This is a genomic window from Stenotrophomonas sp. STK17_22 (genome assembly GCF_051983905.1).
Lineage (GTDB): Bacteria > Pseudomonadota > Gammaproteobacteria > Xanthomonadales > Xanthomonadaceae > Stenotrophomonas > Stenotrophomonas maltophilia_A.
In genome coordinates this window covers 4,034,195-4,052,965 of the sequence record NZ_CP197010.1, presented here as the reverse complement: position 1 = coordinate 4,052,965, position 18,771 = coordinate 4,034,195, and the positions used below count along the sequence as shown (strand labels likewise).

Sequence of the window (18,771 nt, the reverse complement as noted above, 5' to 3'; positions counted from 1 at the left end):
GCGCCTATCCCGCCGGTCACAGGCCGGCCCGGGCAGGGAAGGGGATCACCACCCCGGGCACCTTCCGGCGCCGCCGCGGCCGCACCACCTGGCCGACCGGCCGCACGTCGACCCGCTCGCCGACCCGCTTCAGCACGAACCACTTTCCACCCATTCGCATGAGCGTCAGGACGTTGGCTCCGGCCAACTGATTCGTTTTCGCCACAGGGCTGCACTCCGATTTGGGGATGCGGCCATTTTCAGAACCAGTCAGGGGAACGCAGGGGAAAACGTCTTCCCCCGGATTCCCACCCACGGGATAACTGCATGAAAAGTCAGCAAATTACCTATGAAGACGGGTTGACCCGCAACCCCACGCTCCGTGACCACATGGCGGCGATGGTCCACCGCGGCGCCGGCCTGACGGCAGTGGCCGGCCAGCTGGACATGGCCCCGTCGAAGCTCAGCGAAAAGCTGGCCGGCTGCGACAGCGGCGGCAAGCCGCGTGGTCTATCGATCGACGACCTCGAGCGCTACATCCAAGCCACCAAGGACGTGTCGCCGGTTCACTACCTGATCGAGCGCTACCTGGTCACTCCCGAAGCAGCGACGGCAGAGGCTCTGGCCGAGCTGCACCAGCACCTTTCTGCCCTGAGCGGGACGCTCTCCAAGCTGGGGATCAAGTGGCCATGACCGCCAACACGATCAACTTGGCGGACGAGCAGCGCGAGCGCCGCATCCGCGAGCTAGCGGCTGCCATGAAGGTTGCCCGGTCCTGTGGCGACCGTTCGGCACTGCGGCGCCTGTGGAGCGAACTGCGCGCTTCGGTGCTGGCCCGTTCTCCGGAACAGGTGCGTGCCATGGAGCAGCGCATGGGCATGCAGGAGGGCCGTTGCCATGGCTGAGGCAGACGTTCGCCAAGCCAAGGGCCGGTATCGCAAGGTCGAGGTGCGCACGTGGGGCGACGAGAAGTTCCGCCGCCTGACGCCCATCCCGCCTTGCGGCCAAGGCCTGTGGCTGTTCCTGATCACGGGCCCCCACACCGGCCCGATCCCCGGCCTGTTCCGTGCTGGCCGTGCGGCGATGGCCGAGGAACTGGATTGGGAAGTTGAAGACTTCGATAAAGCCTTTGGGGAAGCCTTCCGCGAAGGCATGGTTAAAGCCGACTTCAAAGCCCGCGTGGTGTGGGTGCCGAAGGCTATCAACCACAACCGGCCTGAGTCGCCCAACGTGGTGCTGAGCTGGGCCGCAGAGTTCGATCTGATCCCCGAATGCGCTCTGAAATGGGAAGCGCTCGAAGTGCTGAGAGCCTTTGTTTACGGGCTTGGAGAGGCTTTCGCAAAGGCATTCGATAGGGCTTTCGGGAAGGCTTCCCAGAAGGCTTTGACGAAGACTATGCCTAATCAGGAACAGGAACAGGAACAGGAACAGGAACAGGAAGAAGATGAAGCCACTGACGTGGCTTTGCCGACAGCTGGCGGCGATGCCGCTGCTGACGACGATGGCGAAGAAGGCGGCGATGCAGGGGAGGGTGAGGACCTGCTGGGCAAGGTGCCGAGGAAGGTCGGCACGCCGCCATGCCCGCACCTGAAGATTATCGACCTGTACCACGAAATCCTCCCGCAACTGACCGAGGTACGTGTGTGGGAAGGCGAGCGCGAGCGAAAGCTGGCTGCCCGCTGGAAGGGCGACAAGGTGCGGCAGAACCTGGACTGGTGGCGCAGCTTCTTCGAGTCGGTGCGTGACATGCCGTTCCTGATGGGAGAGCGCACTGGGCGTGATGGTCGGGCCTTCACCTGCACGCTGGAATGGCTGGTCAGCCCGAAGAACTTCGCCAAGGTCATCGAAGGCAACTACGTGGACGTGCGCCGATGAACGCACTCCGCGAACAAGAGCCCATGCGCGGGCCGTTCAACCTCGACGCCGAGACGGCGGTGCTGGCGGGGTTGATGCTGCACAACGCTGAGCTGGCCAACGTCCAGGATTGGCTCGGTGCCGACGACTTCTACTCTCCAAGCAACCGCGCCATCTATACGGCGATCGTGGATCTGTCCGGAGCGAACAAGCCTGCAGATGGTGTGACCGTCGGCGAGTGGTTGTTGGCCCAGGGCGGAGACGACGGCGACAGCCTGGCCACCATGGCGATTGAACTGGCATCGACCGCTTACACCGCGTCGAACGTCGTGTCCTACGCCGAGGTGATCGTCGAACACTCGCATATGCGACAGTTCATCGACACCTGCCAGAAGGCGCTCGCCGCGGCCCAAGGACGCCGCGGGCACTCAGCGGAGCAACTGGCTGCGCACCTGGCCACGCGGTTGGGCGCGATCGCCCCAGTTCGGGCGACGGGACTGCGGCCGTATCGCGAGGTGATGAACCGATTCGCCACGCAGATGACTGAGCGGCACCAGCATGGCCGTCGTGTGGGCATGCCGACGCCATGGGCTGACGTGAACAAGGCCATCGGTGGATTGCTGGACGGCCAGGTGATCGTGCTGGCCGCGCGTTCAAACATCGGCAAGTCGCTGCTGGCGTTCCAACAGGCGCGCTTTACCGGTTTGCGTGGTGATCCGGTTGCGGTGTTCTCCATGGAAATGGTCGACACGGACGTAGCTGCACGCGACGTGGCCGCGCTGGGAGAAGTGCCGCTGCAGTGGATCATCGGTCAGGACGAAGGCGCCACGGCGGAAGACGCCGACCTCTACTGGGCGCGAAGCACCGAAGCGATCCGCAGCATGATGGGGGCCTCGATCTTCCTGGACGACGACCCGCAGCTCTCTGCGCCGCAGATAGTCGCGCGCGCCAAGCGTGCCCATGCACGCAAGCCGCTTCGCCTGGTCGTGATCGATCATCTGCACGAAATGTCGCTGCCGGGAAAGCAGGACGAGGCGCTGGAGCGCGGGCAGGCGCTGCGAGACATCAAAGGCCTGGCCAAGTTCCTGAAGTGCCCAGTGCTGGTGCTGGCGCAGCTCAATCGAGCGGGCGCGAAGGGCGAACGCCCGAAGGTGACCGACATCCGCGGGTCGGGCGGTATCGAGGAAGTGGCCGACGTGATCCTGTTCGTCCACCGCCCCGACGTCTACAACCCAACCGACCGGCCGGGCCTGGTCGAGGTGATCGTGGGCAAGGGCCGGAACATCCAGACCGGCACCGTCGTTTCGCTGCGCAACGAGTACCAGTTCCAGCGCGCTGTCGATTGGGATGGACCTGCGTTCGAGTTCGATCAGAGCCCGCCACCGGCAAAGCCGCAGAGGCAGTTGGCGCAGCGCCTCGGCAGTCGCCGCCGCAGCCAAGGAGACGACGAATGACCATGACCGCAGCAGCGAAGAAGATCCGCGCCAAGCGCGCGCGCCGCCCGATCTACCTGGTGGTGGCCAAGCTGATCGATCCGAACACCGGCGAGCTGGTGGGCGCCCTGGTGCCGGCCAATGCCGTCGACCAGCGCCTGCTGCGCGATCGCAAGTTCCGCGTGGGCCGGGAGATCCGCGGCGAGCTGAAGCAGCCGCGGGAGGAATGGCAGCACCGGCTGATCCACAAGATCGGGCACCTCATGGTCGACAACGTCGAGGGCTGGGAGCAGCTGGACGCGCACGACGCGGTGAAGCGCCTGCAGCTGGACGCCGGCGTGTGCTGCGAGACGGTGGAAATGGACGCCACCCCGGTCATCGCCGCTGTGCTGGACGCCTGCGAGGCACTGCTGGGTACAGGCGCCCGCAAGGTGCTTGCCGGTGTGCTGCCGGAGATCCGCACTATCCCGGTCAAGCGCGCCGAGAGCCTGTCATTCGACGAGATGGAACAGGCCCGGTTTCAGGAGCTGTTCGACGGCCTGACCGAGTACATCGGCAACCACTACACCCACGTGATGCTCGACGACGTGCGCGCCGAGTTCTGGAACATGGCCGGGCAGAACAGGAGGGTGGCGTGATGCGAAATGATAGTGCCGGAATGGGCTGGAAGCGTCGGTTTCTACTGCTGCCGCGGTGTGTCGAAGGAAAGTGGCACTGGCTGAAATGGTGCTGGTACCGATTCTGCGGAGACTGCACGGAATGGGTTTTCGAGGAACCGCCTTGCTCGGTCTGCGGCGGTGGCCCTGTGTTTTGCAGACACTGCATGGACCGCCGGGGGATCCGGTGAGAACGAAGAACTCCAAGGCCTTCACCCCGGCAGAGAAGCGCCACGTGGACGCCGTGAAGCTGCTGCCGTGCAGCGTTTGTAGCCGCCCAGGCCCGAGCGACGCCCACCACATCAAGCAGGGCCAGCACTTCACCACCGTGGCCCTGTGCAAGGACTGCCATCAGGGCAGTTTCAACGGCATCCACGGGCAGAAGCGCATGTGGCTGGTCATGAAGATGGACGAACTGGCTGCCCTCAACGTCACCCTTTCCCGGCTGCAGCTGAAGGAGGCCGCACGATGATCCACCTCACCCTCCCATACCCGATCAGCGCGAACCGCTACTGGGCCGTGCGCGTGATCCCGAAGAAGCCGAAGCCGCTGGCGATCACCTATGTCACCGAGGAAGCGAAGAACTACAAGGCGGCGGTCGGCCACCTGGCCAAGGCGGCTGGCATCCGCGCTCCCTCGACCGGCCGCGTGGTGCTGCACATCAAGCTGTTCCCGCACCGGCCGCAGGACTGGGCGAAGCGCGCACGGAAGGACCCGCACACCTGGGACGACACGGTGCAGTGCATCGACCTCGGCAACTGCGAAAAGGTGCTGTCCGATGCTCTGAACGGTATCGCCTGGGTGGACGACAAGCAGATCCGACGGACCCTGCTGGAACGCATGGAGCCGGACGAGAAGGGCGCGCGACTGGAGGTGGCCATCGAGTACCTGGCCGCTGCACCGTCCTTGTTCGGGGAGGCCGCAGCTTGACCACGCCAGAGGCCCGCACGCGGAAGCGATACAACGCCTACCTGCGCCGGCATGGCGTGTGCGCCGTCTGCACCATGCGCGAGCGCGGCAGCAGCCCGGCGCACTGCCAGCGTCGGCCGGACCGGCAGGGCGGCTGCGACACCGATGGCTTGCTGCCGGTGTTCCGATTCGACGAGGACGTGCTGAAGGGGATGCGCGATGGCGACTGACGACTACCTGGTGCAGCAGTTGCGAGCCTGGGGGCATGCGCAGGCCAACCGCTTCGCGCTGACCTACGCCGACCGCAGTACCCACGTGCTGGAGAAGGCGCGCGACATGGCGCCCGGTACCCGGGAAAGGGCCCTGCGCGACCTGGTGGGCCGAGACGGATCCAGCCGCCGCCGCTTCATGGCCGAGCGCAGCGGAGTACCGAAGATGGAAGTATTGCCGGCCTGGGCGGTGGACCCGGTGCGGTCGACGAATGATGCCGACAAGCCACACGACAACCCAGAGATCGCGGTGGACATTGGTATCCCCGATGAACTGCGGTGGGTCGAGCAGGCGCTGGCGTCGTTGATGCGGCAGCACCCGCTGCGCGCCCTGGTGCTGCACACCGAATACACGGTGTCGGCCAGCCAGGCGGTCAAGGCACGCATGGTGGCGGAGAAGTACGGCGGGGCGCTTTCAGTCTGGCAGTACCGCCGGGAGTTGCAGAGGGCGGTAGACTGGATGGGCGGCAGGATCGCCGCGTAATCACAGGCGTTGGAAATGGCTGATTTCAGTTGGTTGAACGATCTGGCTGATGGCGATTGGAGTTCCGAGGGTGGACAGAGCGTAAGGAACTTCAGCAGCAGGGAGTTTGCTGAAAATAGCGGCGTTGATGCCATAGACCATGCGCAGTTCAACCAGTGGGGCTCTACCCAGCAGCGTAAGTACAGGCTGGCCGATAGCTCTGTGATCGTTGGCGATCCCGAGCCCAAAGTCATGGTGATCTGGCCCCACTATTGACAGTTGCACAGACAGATGCCCTAATTCTGCAACTGTCAAGAATTGTCCCTGAAGCCCCGGCCCTGCGCTGGGGCTTCTGCGTTTCCGGGACTGCGCTTCCTGCGGGCGTAGGCCAGAGGTCCAGGCCACCGGGCTCATAACCCGGCCGTCGCCGGTTCGAATCCGGCCCCCGCAACCATCCACGCCCGTCCACCCTCACCGGACCAATTCGCCGAGCCTGCCGGGCTGCGGTGACGGGCACCTATCGACCAATCGGGGAGGGCGTCATGCCGAACCGGATCAACCATGGAACCGACATGCGGGGAGAAATCATTGACGCGGTGGGGACCGCAGCCCTGAAGGTCACGCCGCCGGTAACGGTGGCCACGGCCGTCGCATCAGGGTTCACCCTGGACAAAGCGGTGCTGGTGCTGACGGCCATCTACCTGGTGGGCCAGATCGGGTACCTGGTGTGGAAGTGGATCCGCGAATGGCGCCAGGCGCGCCGCGGCGGGGTGATCGGATGAAGGGCAAGGTGATCGGTGGCAGCGCCGCAGCCGTCATAGCACTGGCCGCCGCCGCGCTGGTGAAGCCGTGGGAGGGCTACTCGCCCACCCCGTACATCGACATGGTGGGCGTGGCCACCTACTGCTACGGCGACACCAGCCGTCCGGAGAAGGCGGTCTACACCGAGCAGGAGTGCGCCGAAAAGCTCAACAGCCGCCTGGGCAGCTACCTGACCGGGATCAGCCAGTGCATCAAGGTGCCGCTGCGCGAGCGCGAGTGGGCCGCGGTGTTGAGCTGGACCTACAACGTGGGCGTGGGTGCTGCATGCCGCTCGACCCTGGTGGGCCGCATCAACGCCGGCCAGCCCGCCGCGAGCTGGTGCCCGGAGCTGGACCGCTGGGTCTACGCCGGCGGCAAGCGTGTGCAGGGCCTTGTGAACCGTCGCGCGGCAGAGCGCCGCATGTGTGAGGGCAAATCCGAATGAAGATCGTGACCCACAACCCCTACACCGGGGCACCGCGTGATCCGCGCGACATCAAGAGCGACCCCTCGGCGGTCCTGTGTGTAAAGCCTGGCGTTCCGCTCGTGGCAGCGGCCAAGGCTTGACCATGAATCGCATCCTTGCCGTGGTCGCCGCCTTCGTCCTGTGGTCCGGCGCGATGGTCGGCGTTGGTTGGGCCTGGCGCAGTGACCGGGCAGAGGGCAGGGGGGCCACCCAGCGCGCCGCCGGCGCCGAGGCGGTCGCCGCCCAGGTGAACCAGACCCGCGCCACCGAGCACGCCCAAGCCCAGACACTGGCCACCATTGGAGCGAAGCATGAAGAAGACCGCGCTGCGGCCGCGACCGTCCCTGCTGCTGTTGTTGCTGGCGTGCGTGATGGCAGCCTCCGGCTGCGCGACGACCTCGCCACCTGCAACACCGCTCGCCTGTCCCAAGCCGTCGCCGGCACCATCGAACGTGACCAGGCAGCCCAACTACGAGCAGAGGTCGCGGGCGCTCTTGTTCAAATCGGGCGAGACGCCGATGACCACGTCCGCGCCTGCCAAGCCGTGATCCAGGTGGACAGGGAGCAGTAATGGCACGGCCCAGCAAGTACAGCCAGCAGCTGGCCGACGCGATCTGCGACCTGCTGGTTGATGGCAAGAGCCTGCGCACGATCTGTTCCACGGCAAAGATGCCGAGTCGTTCCACGGTCATTCGTTGGCTGGCCGAGAACGAGGCATTTCGCAACCAGTACGCGCGTGCACGCGAGCTGCAGGCGGACACGCTGGCCGAAGAGATCCTCGACATCGCCGACAAGGCGGTGCTGGGCGAGCGGCTGAAGAAGGACGGCAAGGGCAAGGTGCTGGAGCGACAGACAGGCGACATGGTCGAGCGCTCCAAGCTGATGATCGATGCCCGGAAGTGGTACGCCGGCAAGCTGCAGCCCAAGAAGTACGGCGAGCGTGTTGCCCTGGACCACGGCGTGCAGGACAACCTGGCCGACCAACTGAGGGCCGCCCGTGAGCGCGCAGCTGGCCGGGAGTCCTGAGCAGCAGCTGGTCGAGGCGATCGGCTCGTTCCAGCACGACCCGCTGGGCTATGTGCTGTTCAACTTCCCTTGGGGCGTCAAAGGCGGCCCACTGGATGGCAAGAAGCTGCGCGCCTGGCAGCGCCGGCAGCTGGAGAAGGTTGGCAGGAAGCTGCAGGCCGGGGCTGCTGATGCTGGCGAGGTGATCCGCCAGGCTGTCGGCTCTGGCCACGGCATCGGCAAGTCCGCGCTGGTGGCGATGCTCATCAAGTGGGCCTTCGACACGTTCGAAGACACCCGCGGCGTGGTCACGGCCAACACCGATAACCAGCTGCGCACCAAGACCTGGGCCGAGCTGTCGAAGTGGCACGGAATCAGCCTCACCAAGGACTGGGCAACGCTGACCGCCACCGCGCTGATCAGCAACGCCCCGGGCCACGACAAGACCTGGCGCATCGACGCGGTGCCGTGGTCGCAGAACAACACCGAGGCATTCGCCGGCCTGCACAACGAAGGTCGGCGCATCCTGCTGGTGTTCGACGAGGCTTCGGCCATCGCCGACAAGGTGTGGGAAGTGGCCGAGGGCGCGCTGACCGACCAGGGCACCGAGATCATCTGGGCCGCGTTCGGCAACACCACCCGCAACACCGGCCGGTTCCGCGAGTGCTTCCGCCGGTTCAAGGCCAGCTGGGACACCGAGCAGATCGACAGCCGCACCGTTGAGGGTGTGAACCTGGTCGAGGCCGAGCGCATGGTCCGCGACTACGGCGAGGACAGCGACGTGGTGAAGGTCCGTATTCGCGGCCTGTTCCCCTCGATGTCCGCTCGTCAGTTCATCGCCGAGGCGGACGTGGCTGCAGCCTACGGGCGACACCTGCGGCCCGAGCAGTACAGCTGGGCGCCGAAGATCCTCACGCTGGACCCGGCGTGGGAAGGCGACGACGAGCTGGTGATCGGCCTGCGTCAGGGCCTGGCCTATCGGCAGCTGCGCACGCTGGCCAAGAACGACAACGACATGGCGGTGGCGGCGATCCTCGCCCAGTTGGAGGACGAGCATCAGGCCGACGCTGTGTTCGTCGACGGCGGGTTCGGCACCGGCATCGTGTCCGCAGGCCGAACTATGGGCCGCGACTGGCGCCTGGTGTGGTTCTCGGGCGAGTCGGGCGACCAGGGTTGCCTCAACAAGCGCGCCGAGATGTGGAAAGCCTGCCGCGACTGGCTGAAGGAAGGCGGGGCCATCCCCGAAGACCCGCAGCTGCGAGACGAGCTGCAGGCACCGGAAACCGTGCCGCGCCTCGACGGCAAGCTGCAGATGGAATCGAAGAAGGACATGAAGCGCCGCGGCCTGCCGAGCCCCAACCGGGCCGACGCCCTGGTGCTGTCGTTCGCATACCCCGTGATGCCCCGGCCGCGCTTCCCCGATGGGTCGCCTATGGAGCATCGCGACCACGCCGACCAGCAGGCCGGCGAACCCTACAACCCGTTGTCCTGAAGGAATCTCCATGTGCAACTCCGCCCCCAAGGTGAAGCCGGTGGCCGCAGCGCCCGAAGTGGCGCCCGAGTCGATCGACGATGCTGCCGTGAACGAGCGTGACCGCGAACGCCAGCGGCAGCGCCAGCGCTTCGGCGCGCGGTCGACCATCCTGGTCGGTGACACCAGCTCGGCGATGCCGACCGCGTCGGTCAAGACGGCGCTGGGTGCCTGACGCCATGTGCACCTCGCGCCAGATCATCGATCCGGGTGGCCTGCTGTTCGGCGACAAGACCGGCAAGTACGCCGACCCGCTTGGCATCACCAAGACCGCCGTGGGCGATCCGACTGGCCGCGTGCGCCGCGCTCGCAAGGAAGCCGAGGACGAGCGCCGCACCTACGCCAGCAGCGGCGCGTCCTCTGTGGCGTATCGATCGCTGGCGCCGACCACAACCGCGCTGGGTGGAACGGCTCCGCGCAACACCGTGCTGGGGGGAGGCTGATGGACATCGCGAAGCTGCAGGCGCATTGCCGGCGACGCAAGACCGCCTTGAAGGAGGCGCAGAACGACTGGACGCCGCTGTGGCGCCAAACGTCGGAGTACATCGACCCGACCCGCGGCCGCTTCTACGGTGACCAGGACGACAAGCCGCGTAAGCGCAACTGGGCCAAGGTGATCAACAGCACGGCCACCGATGCGCTGGGCGTGATGGCCGCCGGCATGATGTCGCACATGACGCCCAAGGCGCAGCCGTGGTTCAAGGTGACCACGCCTGACCCGGCCATTGCCGAGCTGTTCGGCGTGCGCGTGTGGCTGGACGATGTTGCCCAGCGCATCCGCGACACCTTGGCCAGCAGCAACTTCTACAAGGCCATGCCGGTGGTCTACGCCGAGGACGGCATCTTCGGCGTTGCCCCGCTGCTGGTGCTGGAAGACTCGCGCGAGGTGGTCCGCTTCTACGCGCTGACCGCCGGCAACTACGCCGTGGGGCTGGACGACCAGGGGCGGGTCGACTCGCTGTGGCGCCGCTACCCGAAGACGGCGCGGCAGCTGGAGGAACGCTACGGCGCAGACGCGCTGCCGCCGGTGGTGCGCGATGCACTGCCGAAGAACGGTGACCAGAGGTTCTGGGTGGAGTCCCTGATCGAGCCAAACCCCGATGAGCGGCCCGGCATCGGCCCGCTGGGGCTGCAGGCTCCGCGCTTCCGTCCTTACCGCGAGGTGGTCTGGATTGATGGAGTGGCCAACGGCCAGAACGGCGTGATCGACATCGGCGGCCACTATGAGGCGCCGTTTGTGGTGGCCCGCTGGAACCCCGTCGCGGAGGACATCTACTCGTCCTGCCCGGCGATCAACTGCCTGGGCGACATCAAGCAGCTGCAGTATCTGGAAGGCGAGAAGCTGCGCCTAATGGAGCAGATGTCGGATCCGACGCTAGCTATGCCGGAGAGCCTGCGCCGTACCGGCGGCGCACGGTTGCGCAAGGGTGGCCAGGTGTACCTGCCGCAGGACGCCGCAAACGCCACGGTTGCGCCGGTCTACACGCCCGACTCGCGTGGCCTGGCGCAGATCCGTGAGGAAATCTCGGTCGTCGAGCAGCGGATCCAGCGGGCGTTCTTCTACCAGCTGTTCCTGATGCTGGAGGCGCTCGGCGACAAGACCGACCGCACCGCCACTGAGATCGTCACCCGCAAGGAAGAGAAGGCGGCAGTGCTGGCGCCGACCCTGGAGTCCATCACCGACGAGGTGCTGGACCCGGTGGTGGTCCGGGTGTTCCGTCTTCTGGAGCGCGCTGGCCGCATCCCCGATCCGCCGCAGGTGCTGGCCAATGTGCCGTTGAAGATCGAATACACCAGCATCTTGGCGCAGGCGGCCAAGGCGGCAGCGGTCGGCTCGATCGAACGCACCATGACCTTCGTGGCCAACGTGGCTCAGGCCACCGGCGACCCATCCGTGATGGACAAGCTGGACAGCGACCAGGTGGTCGACGAGTACACCGCGGCCGTGGGTGGACCGGCCTCGATCATCCGCAGCGACGACGCAGTGGCCAGGATCCGCGCAGACCGTGCGCAGCAGCAGCGCCAGCAGCAGCTCGCGGCGGCCGCGCAGCCGCTGAAAGACGCAACCCAAGCACTGAAGACCGCCAGCGATACGGTGCCCGAGGAAGGCTCGGCGGCCCAGGCGCTGATTGACGCCATGCAGGGTGCCGCATGAAGCGCCCCGGCATGGACCCACGGGAGGAAGAGCAGCGCCGCGTGGCCGAGCGCATCGCGGACCTGCAGGACAGCCAGCTGCGCGAGGACGCGCGGGCAGTGCTGGCCAATCCAGCCGGGCGCCGGCTGGTGTGGCTGTTCATTCAGGCCATGGATGTGGATGACAGCGCGTTCAACACCAACGCGATGGCGCAGTCCCGAAAGATCGGACGGCAGGAGGCCGGCCAGTGGTGGCTGCGCGTCGTCCGTGACAGCTGCCCGGAGCGCGAGGCACAGATGCGCGCCGAGGCCAACAGTGCAATGAAGCGGCTGCAATCGCAGCTGCAGCAACCCGAGGAAATCAACGATGTCGACTGACAACGCCAACACTGCCAGCAACCCCAATCCTGGCGCCGGCGATACCACCACCACGACCGAAACTCCGCAGGTTCCCGGCAGCAGTGCGCCGGCGGGGACCGATGGTGGCGGCAGCGGTGGTAACGCTTCGGGCAACGATGGAAAGCCGAACAAGGGCGAAGGCGGCGGTGAAGCCGGCAAGCCCGAGGACGGCAAGACCACCGCGGCACCGGAGCAGTACGGACAGTTCAACCTGCCGGAAGGGTTCACCCTGGAAGGCGATCGACTGGGCGCGGCCACGCAGTTCTTCAAGGCCAAGGGCTGGACGCAGGAGCAGGCCCAGGAGGCCGTTGACCTGTACACCCAGATGGCCGGGCAGGATGCGGCGGCGATGCAGCAGGCAATGGAAGCCCAGCGCCTGCAGCAGGTCGAGCAGTGGGGCGTGGATGCCAAGCAGCAGCTGGGCGCCAAGTACGACGAAACCGTCGGCCTGGCCACCACCGCGGTAAAGGCCATCAACGACCCCGAGCTGACCAAGGCGTTCAACGAACTGGGCTGGGGCAACCACCCGACCATGATCAAGGCATTCGCCTTCTTCGGTGGGTTCCTGCGCGACAGCAAGGTGGACGGCCTGGGCGGCACCACCGCATCTGGTCCGAGCGCTTCCAGCGACCCGAAGTCGATCCTCTACGGCGGCTGATAGCCGCCACGCAATACCCCATCAACCAGCCGCCGCAAGGCGGTTTTTTCGTATCTGGAGAGACAAACAATGTCGACCATCGGCAACACCTACCTGACCCTGGCGGACGTGTTCAAGCGCACCGACGCCGACAAGCAGATCGCTGCGGTGATCGAGCTGCTGGCGCAGGACAACCCGATCCTGCAGGACATGATCGTCAAGGAGTGCAATGACGGCACCACGCACCTGACCACCGTGCGCACCGGCATCCCCGAAGGCACTTGGCGCATGCTGTACCAGGGCGTTCAGCCCACCAAGTCGACCACCGCCCAGGTGCGCGATGCCACCGGCATGATCGAAGCCTGGAGCGAGATCGACGAGAAGCTGGTGCGCATGACGGGTGACTCGGCCGGGCTGCGCCTGTCCGAAGCCCAGGCGTTCCTCGAAGGCCTGAACCAGGGCGTGGCCACCTCGATGTTCTACGGTGACCAGGCTACCTCGCCGGCGAAGTTCACTGGCTTTGCTCCCCGCTTCAACAAGATCGCCACCAGCGGTTCGGGCGCCCAGATCGTTGACGCAGGCGGCACCGGCTCGGACAACACCTCGATCTGGTTCATCGTCTGGGGTGAGAACACCGTCCACGGCCTGTACCCGAAGGGCAGCAAGGCCGGCATCGATCGTGAGGACAAGGGCAAGCAGACCAAGACCAACGCGGATGGGTCGATCCTCGACGTGGTCCGCGAAAAGTTCCAGTGGGACATTGGCCTGTCGGTTCGCGACTACCGCTACGTTTCCCGCATCGCCAACATCGATGTGTCCGACGTGAAGGCCGGCAACGTGAAGCTGTACGACTTCATGCGCAAGGCCTATTACAAGCTGAAGCAGCGCCGCGTGATGGGTGGCCGTGCGGCCATCTACCTCAACACCGACATGCTGGAAGCGCTGGACGCGCTGGCCACCAATGGCGGCACCACCGACAACTTCGTGCGCCTCACCCGCAAGGAGGTCGAGGGCGAGGAAGTGCTGACCTATCGCGGCATCCCGCTGCGCGAGTCGGATGCGCTGCTGAACACCGAAGCCCGGGTCGTCTGATCCGCCGCCACTGAATCGGGCGCGCGGGCTCCGGCCCCGCTCCCTACCGCAATCCAAGGAGCAAACCACCATGATCTTCGATCAGCAGAACCTGTTCTCGAACGCACAGTCGGTGCTGGCGAGCGCAGTGTCCACCAACGTCATCGACCTGGGCGCCACCGGCACCGTGCAGGGCGAGGGCGCCCCCATCAAGCGCGACATCGGCCCGGGCACCCCGATCCCGCTGCGTGTGCAGGTGGTCGAGGCTTTCAACAACGCCACCAGCCTGCAGGTTGAGCTGCAGGTCTCGGCCACCGAGAACTTCGCCGCACCGGTCGTCGTCGGCTCGCAGACCAAGCTGCTGGCTGATCTGGCCGCTGGCTCTGTGTTCGGTGGCCTGTACTACGTGCCGCGCGGTACCAACCTGCGCTATGTCCGCCTGAACTACACGCTGGTGGGCACCGCGCCGACCACGGGCAAGGTCACCGCGGGCATCGTCGCCGGCCATCAGGAGAACAACCTGTGACCGGCCTGCGCGTTCGCGCGACCCGGCGCGGCTTCTTCGGGCAGACCCGCGAGGCGGGCGACGAGTTCGAGATCGCCGGCAAGGAACAGCTGGGCTCCTGGATGGAGCAGATCGGTGGCAAGGCCGTGGCCGAGAAGTCGGCGCCGCCGGCGGACCCGTTCCTGGCCCGCAACGCTGACCTGATCAAGGCGGACCTGGCCGGCCTGGAGGTCGAGCAGTTGGCCGCCTACCGCGAGCAGGAAGCTGCCGCCGAGAAGCCCCGCAAGGGCGTGATCGAGGCGATCGACGCGGCCGTGGCCGAGAAGTCGGCGAACGCCTGACAGTAACCACCGGGGGCGCCTTCGGGCGCCCCCACTACCGGAGCGGCACATGAAGCTCGTATCCATGAAGAAGGACGGCAGCCACGACCACGGCTGTGACTGCTGCGCCGCGGCGCCGTCAGGTTGTAGCGAGCCTGATTACCCGTGGGGGCTGCGCATCAACCTGGACGAAGACCAGATCGCGGCACAGGGCATCAAGCAGCTGCCGGCGTCTGGTGCACAGGTCGCCATTGAGGCGATCGCGACCGTGGTTTCGCTCGGAGAGGAAACGCGCGATGGCAAGGTGCATCGCCGGTTGGAGCTGCAGATCACCGACATGGGGCTGGCAGCCGCGAAAGGCCCGAAGCCCAGCGAAGTGCTGTACCCGAACGGTGAGGGCTGACCCATGACGTCCCAGGTCCAAATCTGCAACCTGGCCCTGGGCAAGCTGGCCCAGGACATCACGATCACCTCGCTGACCGAGCGCTCCAAAGAGGCGCGCGTGTTCTCGCGCCTGTGGGACCCGATGCGCGACCTGGTGCTGGCCGACCGGCTGTGGCCGTGGGCGATGAAGGCCCAGCGCTTGGCCGTCGCCGCTGAGGCACCGATGCCCGGTTGGGAGATCCGCTACGCACGTCCGGCGGACTGCATCACCGTGCTGGCCATCACCGACGACCAGGGCATGCGCGCCGGCCGCCGCCTGTCGCGCTGGTGTGAGCCGCAGTTCCGCCAGTGCCACGGCATCCAGTTCGAGCAGGCGATGGGCACGGACGGCACGTCGCTGCTGTGCGATCGGGCCGAGGCCTATCTGATCTACGTCGCACGCGTGGAAGACCCGGAGCGGTACCCGGCGCACTTCGTCGATGCTCTGGCCTGCAAGCTGGCCGAGGAAGGCGCGCCGACGATCATTGGTGCCAACGGATTCTCCAACAAATCCGGCCTGAAGCAGCTGTACCAGCTCGCGCTCAGCCAGGCCGCGGCGCATGACTTCAACGAGGCCGACGAGGACGAGCGCCAGCCGTCCATGGCCCAGATGGCGAGGGCCTGACCATGGCACGTCTGCTGCAACCGAGCATGTCCGGCGGTGAGTTGTCGCCCGGGCTCCAGGGGCGCGTCGATATGGTGCGGTACGCCATCAGCCTGAAGCGGTGTCTGAACGTCATCACCAAGCCCACCGGCGGCGGAGAGAAGCGGCCAGGCTACCTGTTCCGCGGCGGTGCCAAGCACAACGACCGTGCCACCCGCTTCATCCCGTTCATCTACTCGACAACGGTCAAGTACGCGATCGAGCTGGGCGACGGCTACATGCGTTTCTGGGTGGGTGGTGCGCTGCTGCGCAATGGGGCAGGGGACATCGTCGAGGTGGCCACGCCATACACCGGCCAGGACATCTACAAGGTGCGGCACACGCAGTCGGCGGATGTGCTTTTCCTGGTGCACCCGTGGATCCCGCAGAAGGAGCTGCGCCGCCTGGCCGTGGATCAGTTCGAGCTGCGCGACTTCGAATACCGGCGTGGCCCATTCCGCCCGTTCAACAACGACGAGGCCGCGCTGCTGGCCGTGTCCGGCACCCAGGGCGTGGTGACGGTGACGACCAACGTTCCGACCTTTACCGCGGAGATGGTCGGCTCGCTGCTGTACGCCGAGGAAAAAGAACTGCGCTCGGTGAAGCCCTGGGTGGCGGCGGAGAAGAAGGTGCCGCTGGGTGCACTTCGCCGAAGCGACCAGAAGGTCTACCGCTGCGTGAGCGTCCCTGTGGTGACCGGCCTGGCCGGGACGCCGTACTACGTCTGCGGCAGCGTGCGCCCCGTGCACGACAGCGGCCGAGCGTTCGACGGCCCCCAGGACGTGAAGTTCGACAACGTCAACGACTACGCCGTCGGGGTCGAATGGGAATACGTGCACGGCGGGTTCGGCATCATGAAAATCACTGCCTTTACCAGTCCGTTCGAGGTCACCGCCACGGTGATCGAGCGGATCCCCGACAGCATCGTGGGCAACGTACCGCCGCCGGTGGCAGGTCCGTGGACCTTCAGCGGCGACGGCACCACGAAACAGTTCTCCATCCCTGGCGCGACCAGCAGCAGCTACCTGGACTACCAGGTCAAGATCGACGGCGTGCCTGTGCAGTCGAATCCGTACTACCCGGGCGGCAGTGGAACCGGCGGCACCAGCGGTGGTGGCATCGGCCGCGGCGGCAACGTCGCGCAGGAGGTGCAGTGATGGCACAGGGCTGGACGATCGATCCCGGCGCGGACCTGATCAATTTCTACGAGGCGCCGCCGACCGGGACCAACAACATCGTGGTGACCCAGTACGCGGCTGGCGCTGTCGGCGGCACCGACGTCTGGGCCGTCGGCGCCTGGTCCTATCGCTATGGCTACCCCGGGGAGGTCGAGTTCTTCGGCGACCGGCTGTGGTTCGCTGGCAGCCCTGGCGATCCGCAGACCGTGTGGGCGTCGAACATCGGCGATTACCCCAACTTCGGGCGCAGCTCGCCGATCGTCGATAGCGATGCGGTGTCGTTCACGATCAATGCCCGCCAGGTAAACGCGATCCGCGACCTGGTGCCGCTGGACAGCCTGCTGGTGCTGACGACTGGCGGCGAATGGAAGGTCACCGGCGGGCAGGACGCTGTGGTGACGCCCAGCACGATCGGGATCAAGCCGCAGTCCGCCTATGGCACCGGCGACCTGCAGGCGAGGGTGCTGGGCGAGTCGGCGGTGTTCCTGCAGGCGCAGGGCCAGCGCGTGCGCGATCTGGCCTACCAGTTCGAGAAGGACGGCTTCCGCGGCAACGAGATCAGCATCTGGGCCGACCATCTGGTGCAGGGCTACACGTTCCGCGGCATCGAATACAGCACGGCGCCCTGGCCGATCCTGTGGATGCCGCGCACGGACGGTGTGCTGATCGGCTGCACGTACATGCCCGAGCAGGAGGTCACCGGCTGGCACCCGCATGAAACCGATGGCGAGGTGCTGGACGTCTGTTGCCTGCCCGGTGAGATCGAAACCGAGGTCTACCTGCTGGTGCGCCGCTTCATCAACGGCCAATGGGTCCAGTACGTGGAGCAGATGGCCCCGACCCGGTACGACGATCCGCTCGACTGGAAGTACGCCGACAGCCTGCTGACCTACGACGGCCGGCGCCCGAACGGCTCGCCCATGACGCTGACCAGCACCGATGGGTGGAACGAGGGCGCCGTGATCACCGCAACCACCGGCGCCGCGATCTTCAGCGGGGCAGGCGACGTGGGCAACATCCTGCGGCTGGCCATTGGCGACGAACACGTCCGCGTGCGGGTCATGGCCTATGTGTCGCCCACGGTCGCGACGGTGGAATCGATTGGCGCGGTGCCGCTGGCGCTGCGCGGCGTCGCTGTGCAGGACTGGACCTACCAGCGCTCGACGATCGCCGGCATGGGCCACCTTGAGGGCAAGGGCGTGGTTGCTCTGGTCGATGGCAATGTGCAGAAGGACCTGCTGGTGGTCGACGGCAAGGTGCAGTTGCAGCGCCCGGGTGGCGTGGTGCACATCGGCCTGCCGTACACCGCCCACATCGAGACGCTGGAGGTCAATGCCAACGGTGGCGACCCGCTGCGTCCGATGAAGAAGCTCGCCTTCGAGGTCGCGCTGCTGGTGCGCAACACCCGCGGCGTCTACGTGGGTACAACGTTGGACACGCTGGATCCCATCGCACAGCGCGATTTTGAGGACTACGACGAGCCGACGGCCCCATACACGGGCGTCCTGCGCAAGAACATGTCCTGCCGGTGGGGAGTGGGCAGCGGTCATTTCCACATCGTGAGCGACGACCCGCTGCCGATGGAGATCCTTTCTCTGATGCCCCAGCTGGTGGCGTCCGAATGAAGGTCACCGCAGAGCTGGTACCGGCCGAGGCTGGACACATCGAAGTGATCGCGGCTGCGGCACGGCCCGCAGACGTAGTCGAGCTGTGGGCATGCGACCGCACCACGCCGGCGGAGGCCCTGCAGCGTGGCCTGGCGGCCAGCGCTGAGGCATGGACTGCGATGGTGCGCGGCGTGCCTGTGTGCATGTTCGGGGCGACCCCTTACTCGATCCTCGGCGGCATTGGTACGCCCTGGATGGTCGGCTCGACGGGGCTTAACCCGCTGTCGGTCCAGAAGGAACTGCTGCGTCTGTCCCGCCCGGCGCTGGTCCGGATGCAGCAGGCATTCCCTTCGATGCTGTTCAACGTCGTCGACCAGCGCAACGAAGCCGCGCAGCGCTGGCTGCAGTGGCTGGGCTTCCACTTCCTCGCGCCGGTGCCGGTCGGACCGGACAGCGCCCCTTTCCTTCCGTTCTACTGGAGCGCATAAC

29 protein-coding genes and 1 tRNA gene are annotated in these 18,771 nt (G+C 66.3%); 29 read left to right on the top strand and 1 reads right to left on the bottom strand.

From position 1 onward, the window contains the following. Window positions 1–16 precede the first annotated feature (16 nt). Window positions 17–205: a hypothetical protein gene (locus ACSYS9_RS18965; RefSeq protein ID WP_440568377.1), complete on the bottom strand. Its 189-nt coding sequence runs from the start codon at window positions 203–205 to the stop codon at window positions 17–19. 101 nt (window positions 206–306) lie between these two features. Between ACSYS9_RS18965 and ACSYS9_RS18960 the strand changes: the two genes are divergently transcribed. The 29 genes from ACSYS9_RS18960 (at window position 307) to ACSYS9_RS18820 (ending at window position 18,770) form a co-directional block, all read left to right on the top strand. Continuing rightward, window positions 307–672: a hypothetical protein gene (locus ACSYS9_RS18960; RefSeq protein ID WP_440568375.1), complete on the top strand. Its 366-nt coding sequence runs from the start codon at window positions 307–309 to the stop codon at window positions 670–672. Beyond that, window positions 669–884, top strand: a complete 216-nt coding sequence (locus ACSYS9_RS18955; RefSeq protein WP_440568373.1) for a hypothetical protein — start codon at window positions 669–671, stop codon at window positions 882–884. Before ACSYS9_RS18960 ends, ACSYS9_RS18955 begins: the two co-directional genes overlap by 4 nt. Next, window positions 877–1,854, top strand: a complete 978-nt coding sequence (locus ACSYS9_RS18950) for a hypothetical protein (RefSeq protein WP_440568371.1) — start codon at window positions 877–879, stop codon at window positions 1,852–1,854. Before ACSYS9_RS18955 ends, ACSYS9_RS18950 begins: the two co-directional genes overlap by 8 nt. Next, complete coding sequence (locus ACSYS9_RS18945; protein WP_180836650.1) at window positions 1,851–3,287, top strand: replicative DNA helicase; 1,437 nt, start codon at window positions 1,851–1,853, stop codon at window positions 3,285–3,287. Before ACSYS9_RS18950 ends, ACSYS9_RS18945 begins: the two co-directional genes overlap by 4 nt. Further along, a complete protein-coding gene (locus ACSYS9_RS18940; protein WP_440568369.1) occupies window positions 3,284–3,904 on the top strand; it encodes a hypothetical protein in 621 nt (206 codons plus the stop codon). Before ACSYS9_RS18945 ends, ACSYS9_RS18940 begins: the two co-directional genes overlap by 4 nt. Window positions 3,905–4,109: 205 nt before the next feature. After that, window positions 4,110–4,394 (top strand): hypothetical protein, encoded by a 285-nt coding sequence (locus ACSYS9_RS18935; RefSeq protein WP_440568367.1) that lies wholly within the window; start codon window positions 4,110–4,112, stop codon window positions 4,392–4,394. Next, window positions 4,391–4,852: a RusA family crossover junction endodeoxyribonuclease gene (locus tag ACSYS9_RS18930; protein WP_440568365.1), complete on the top strand. Its 462-nt coding sequence runs from the start codon at window positions 4,391–4,393 to the stop codon at window positions 4,850–4,852. Before ACSYS9_RS18935 ends, ACSYS9_RS18930 begins: the two co-directional genes overlap by 4 nt. Then, window positions 4,849–5,061: a hypothetical protein gene (locus tag ACSYS9_RS18925; RefSeq protein ID WP_440568363.1), complete on the top strand. Its 213-nt coding sequence runs from the start codon at window positions 4,849–4,851 to the stop codon at window positions 5,059–5,061. The genes ACSYS9_RS18930 and ACSYS9_RS18925 overlap by 4 nt, the downstream gene beginning before the upstream one ends. Then, the gene (locus tag ACSYS9_RS18920; RefSeq protein WP_440568361.1) at window positions 5,051–5,584 is read left to right on the top strand and encodes a hypothetical protein; all 534 of its coding nucleotides are present in this window, start codon (window positions 5,051–5,053) and stop codon (window positions 5,582–5,584) included. Before ACSYS9_RS18925 ends, ACSYS9_RS18920 begins: the two co-directional genes overlap by 11 nt. A gap of 15 nt (window positions 5,585–5,599) precedes the next feature. Further along, a complete protein-coding gene (locus tag ACSYS9_RS18915) occupies window positions 5,600–5,839 on the top strand; it encodes a hypothetical protein (protein WP_071229015.1) in 240 nt (79 codons plus the stop codon). A 100-nt stretch (window positions 5,840–5,939) separates the two neighbouring features. Continuing rightward, a tRNA-Met gene (locus ACSYS9_RS18910) sits at window positions 5,940–6,017 on the top strand. Between the two features lie 88 nt (window positions 6,018–6,105). Then, window positions 6,106–6,345 carry a hypothetical protein gene (locus ACSYS9_RS18905; RefSeq protein ID WP_225792042.1) on the top strand — a complete coding sequence of 80 codons (240 nt, stop codon included), beginning with the start codon at window positions 6,106–6,108 and terminating at the stop codon, window positions 6,343–6,345. After that, window positions 6,342–6,809, top strand: coding sequence for a lysozyme (locus ACSYS9_RS18900; protein WP_071229014.1), 468 nt, complete (start codon window positions 6,342–6,344; stop codon window positions 6,807–6,809). The genes ACSYS9_RS18905 and ACSYS9_RS18900 overlap by 4 nt, the downstream gene beginning before the upstream one ends. A 124-nt stretch (window positions 6,810–6,933) precedes the next feature. Next, complete coding sequence (locus tag ACSYS9_RS18895) at window positions 6,934–7,401, top strand: lysis system i-spanin subunit Rz (protein ID WP_071229013.1); 468 nt, start codon at window positions 6,934–6,936, stop codon at window positions 7,399–7,401. After that, window positions 7,401–7,856 carry a hypothetical protein gene (locus ACSYS9_RS18890; protein WP_053091891.1) on the top strand — a complete coding sequence of 152 codons (456 nt, stop codon included), beginning with the start codon at window positions 7,401–7,403 and terminating at the stop codon, window positions 7,854–7,856. The genes ACSYS9_RS18895 and ACSYS9_RS18890 overlap by 1 nt, the downstream gene beginning before the upstream one ends. Beyond that, window positions 7,828–9,327: a terminase gene (locus tag ACSYS9_RS18885; protein ID WP_071229012.1), complete on the top strand. Its 1,500-nt coding sequence runs from the start codon at window positions 7,828–7,830 to the stop codon at window positions 9,325–9,327. The genes ACSYS9_RS18890 and ACSYS9_RS18885 overlap by 29 nt, the downstream gene beginning before the upstream one ends. Window positions 9,328–9,337: 10 nt before the next feature. Continuing rightward, window positions 9,338–9,541 (top strand): hypothetical protein, encoded by a 204-nt coding sequence (locus ACSYS9_RS18880; protein WP_071229011.1) that lies wholly within the window; start codon window positions 9,338–9,340, stop codon window positions 9,539–9,541. Between the two features lie 4 nt (window positions 9,542–9,545). After that, window positions 9,546–9,809: a hypothetical protein gene (locus tag ACSYS9_RS18875; protein WP_049446574.1), complete on the top strand. Its 264-nt coding sequence runs from the start codon at window positions 9,546–9,548 to the stop codon at window positions 9,807–9,809. After that, on the top strand, window positions 9,809–11,521 hold the full coding sequence (locus tag ACSYS9_RS18870) for a portal protein (protein ID WP_071229010.1): 1,713 nt from the start codon (window positions 9,809–9,811) through the stop codon (window positions 11,519–11,521). Before ACSYS9_RS18875 ends, ACSYS9_RS18870 begins: the two co-directional genes overlap by 1 nt. Beyond that, window positions 11,518–11,877, top strand: coding sequence for a hypothetical protein (locus ACSYS9_RS18865; RefSeq protein ID WP_143048240.1), 360 nt, complete (start codon window positions 11,518–11,520; stop codon window positions 11,875–11,877). The genes ACSYS9_RS18870 and ACSYS9_RS18865 overlap by 4 nt, the downstream gene beginning before the upstream one ends. Beyond that, window positions 11,867–12,556 carry a hypothetical protein gene (locus ACSYS9_RS18860; RefSeq protein WP_071229008.1) on the top strand — a complete coding sequence of 230 codons (690 nt, stop codon included), beginning with the start codon at window positions 11,867–11,869 and terminating at the stop codon, window positions 12,554–12,556. The genes ACSYS9_RS18865 and ACSYS9_RS18860 overlap by 11 nt, the downstream gene beginning before the upstream one ends. Before the next feature lie 69 nt (window positions 12,557–12,625). Further along, complete coding sequence (locus ACSYS9_RS18855; protein WP_071229007.1) at window positions 12,626–13,627, top strand: major capsid protein; 1,002 nt, start codon at window positions 12,626–12,628, stop codon at window positions 13,625–13,627. A gap of 70 nt (window positions 13,628–13,697) precedes the next feature. After that, window positions 13,698–14,132, top strand: a complete 435-nt coding sequence (locus ACSYS9_RS18850; protein WP_054172937.1) for a Bbp16 family capsid cement protein — start codon at window positions 13,698–13,700, stop codon at window positions 14,130–14,132. Next, the gene (locus ACSYS9_RS18845; RefSeq protein WP_071229006.1) at window positions 14,129–14,452 is read left to right on the top strand and encodes a hypothetical protein; all 324 of its coding nucleotides are present in this window, start codon (window positions 14,129–14,131) and stop codon (window positions 14,450–14,452) included. Before ACSYS9_RS18850 ends, ACSYS9_RS18845 begins: the two co-directional genes overlap by 4 nt. Before the next feature lie 49 nt (window positions 14,453–14,501). Continuing rightward, entirely contained in the window at window positions 14,502–14,834 is a 333-nt protein-coding gene (gp10, locus tag ACSYS9_RS18840; RefSeq protein WP_071229005.1) for a capsid staple protein, read from the top strand. Window positions 14,835–14,837: 3 nt separating this feature from the next. Beyond that, window positions 14,838–15,479: a hypothetical protein gene (locus ACSYS9_RS18835; protein WP_071229004.1), complete on the top strand. Its 642-nt coding sequence runs from the start codon at window positions 14,838–14,840 to the stop codon at window positions 15,477–15,479. A gap of 2 nt (window positions 15,480–15,481) precedes the next feature. Next, the gene (locus ACSYS9_RS18830) at window positions 15,482–16,654 is read left to right on the top strand and encodes a hypothetical protein (RefSeq protein ID WP_071229003.1); all 1,173 of its coding nucleotides are present in this window, start codon (window positions 15,482–15,484) and stop codon (window positions 16,652–16,654) included. Further along, window positions 16,654–18,300, top strand: coding sequence for a hypothetical protein (locus tag ACSYS9_RS18825; protein ID WP_071229002.1), 1,647 nt, complete (start codon window positions 16,654–16,656; stop codon window positions 18,298–18,300). Before ACSYS9_RS18830 ends, ACSYS9_RS18825 begins: the two co-directional genes overlap by 1 nt. Further along, window positions 18,297–18,770 (top strand): hypothetical protein, encoded by a 474-nt coding sequence (locus ACSYS9_RS18820; protein ID WP_071229001.1) that lies wholly within the window; start codon window positions 18,297–18,299, stop codon window positions 18,768–18,770. The genes ACSYS9_RS18825 and ACSYS9_RS18820 overlap by 4 nt, the downstream gene beginning before the upstream one ends. Window position 18,771: the final 1 nt, after the last annotated feature.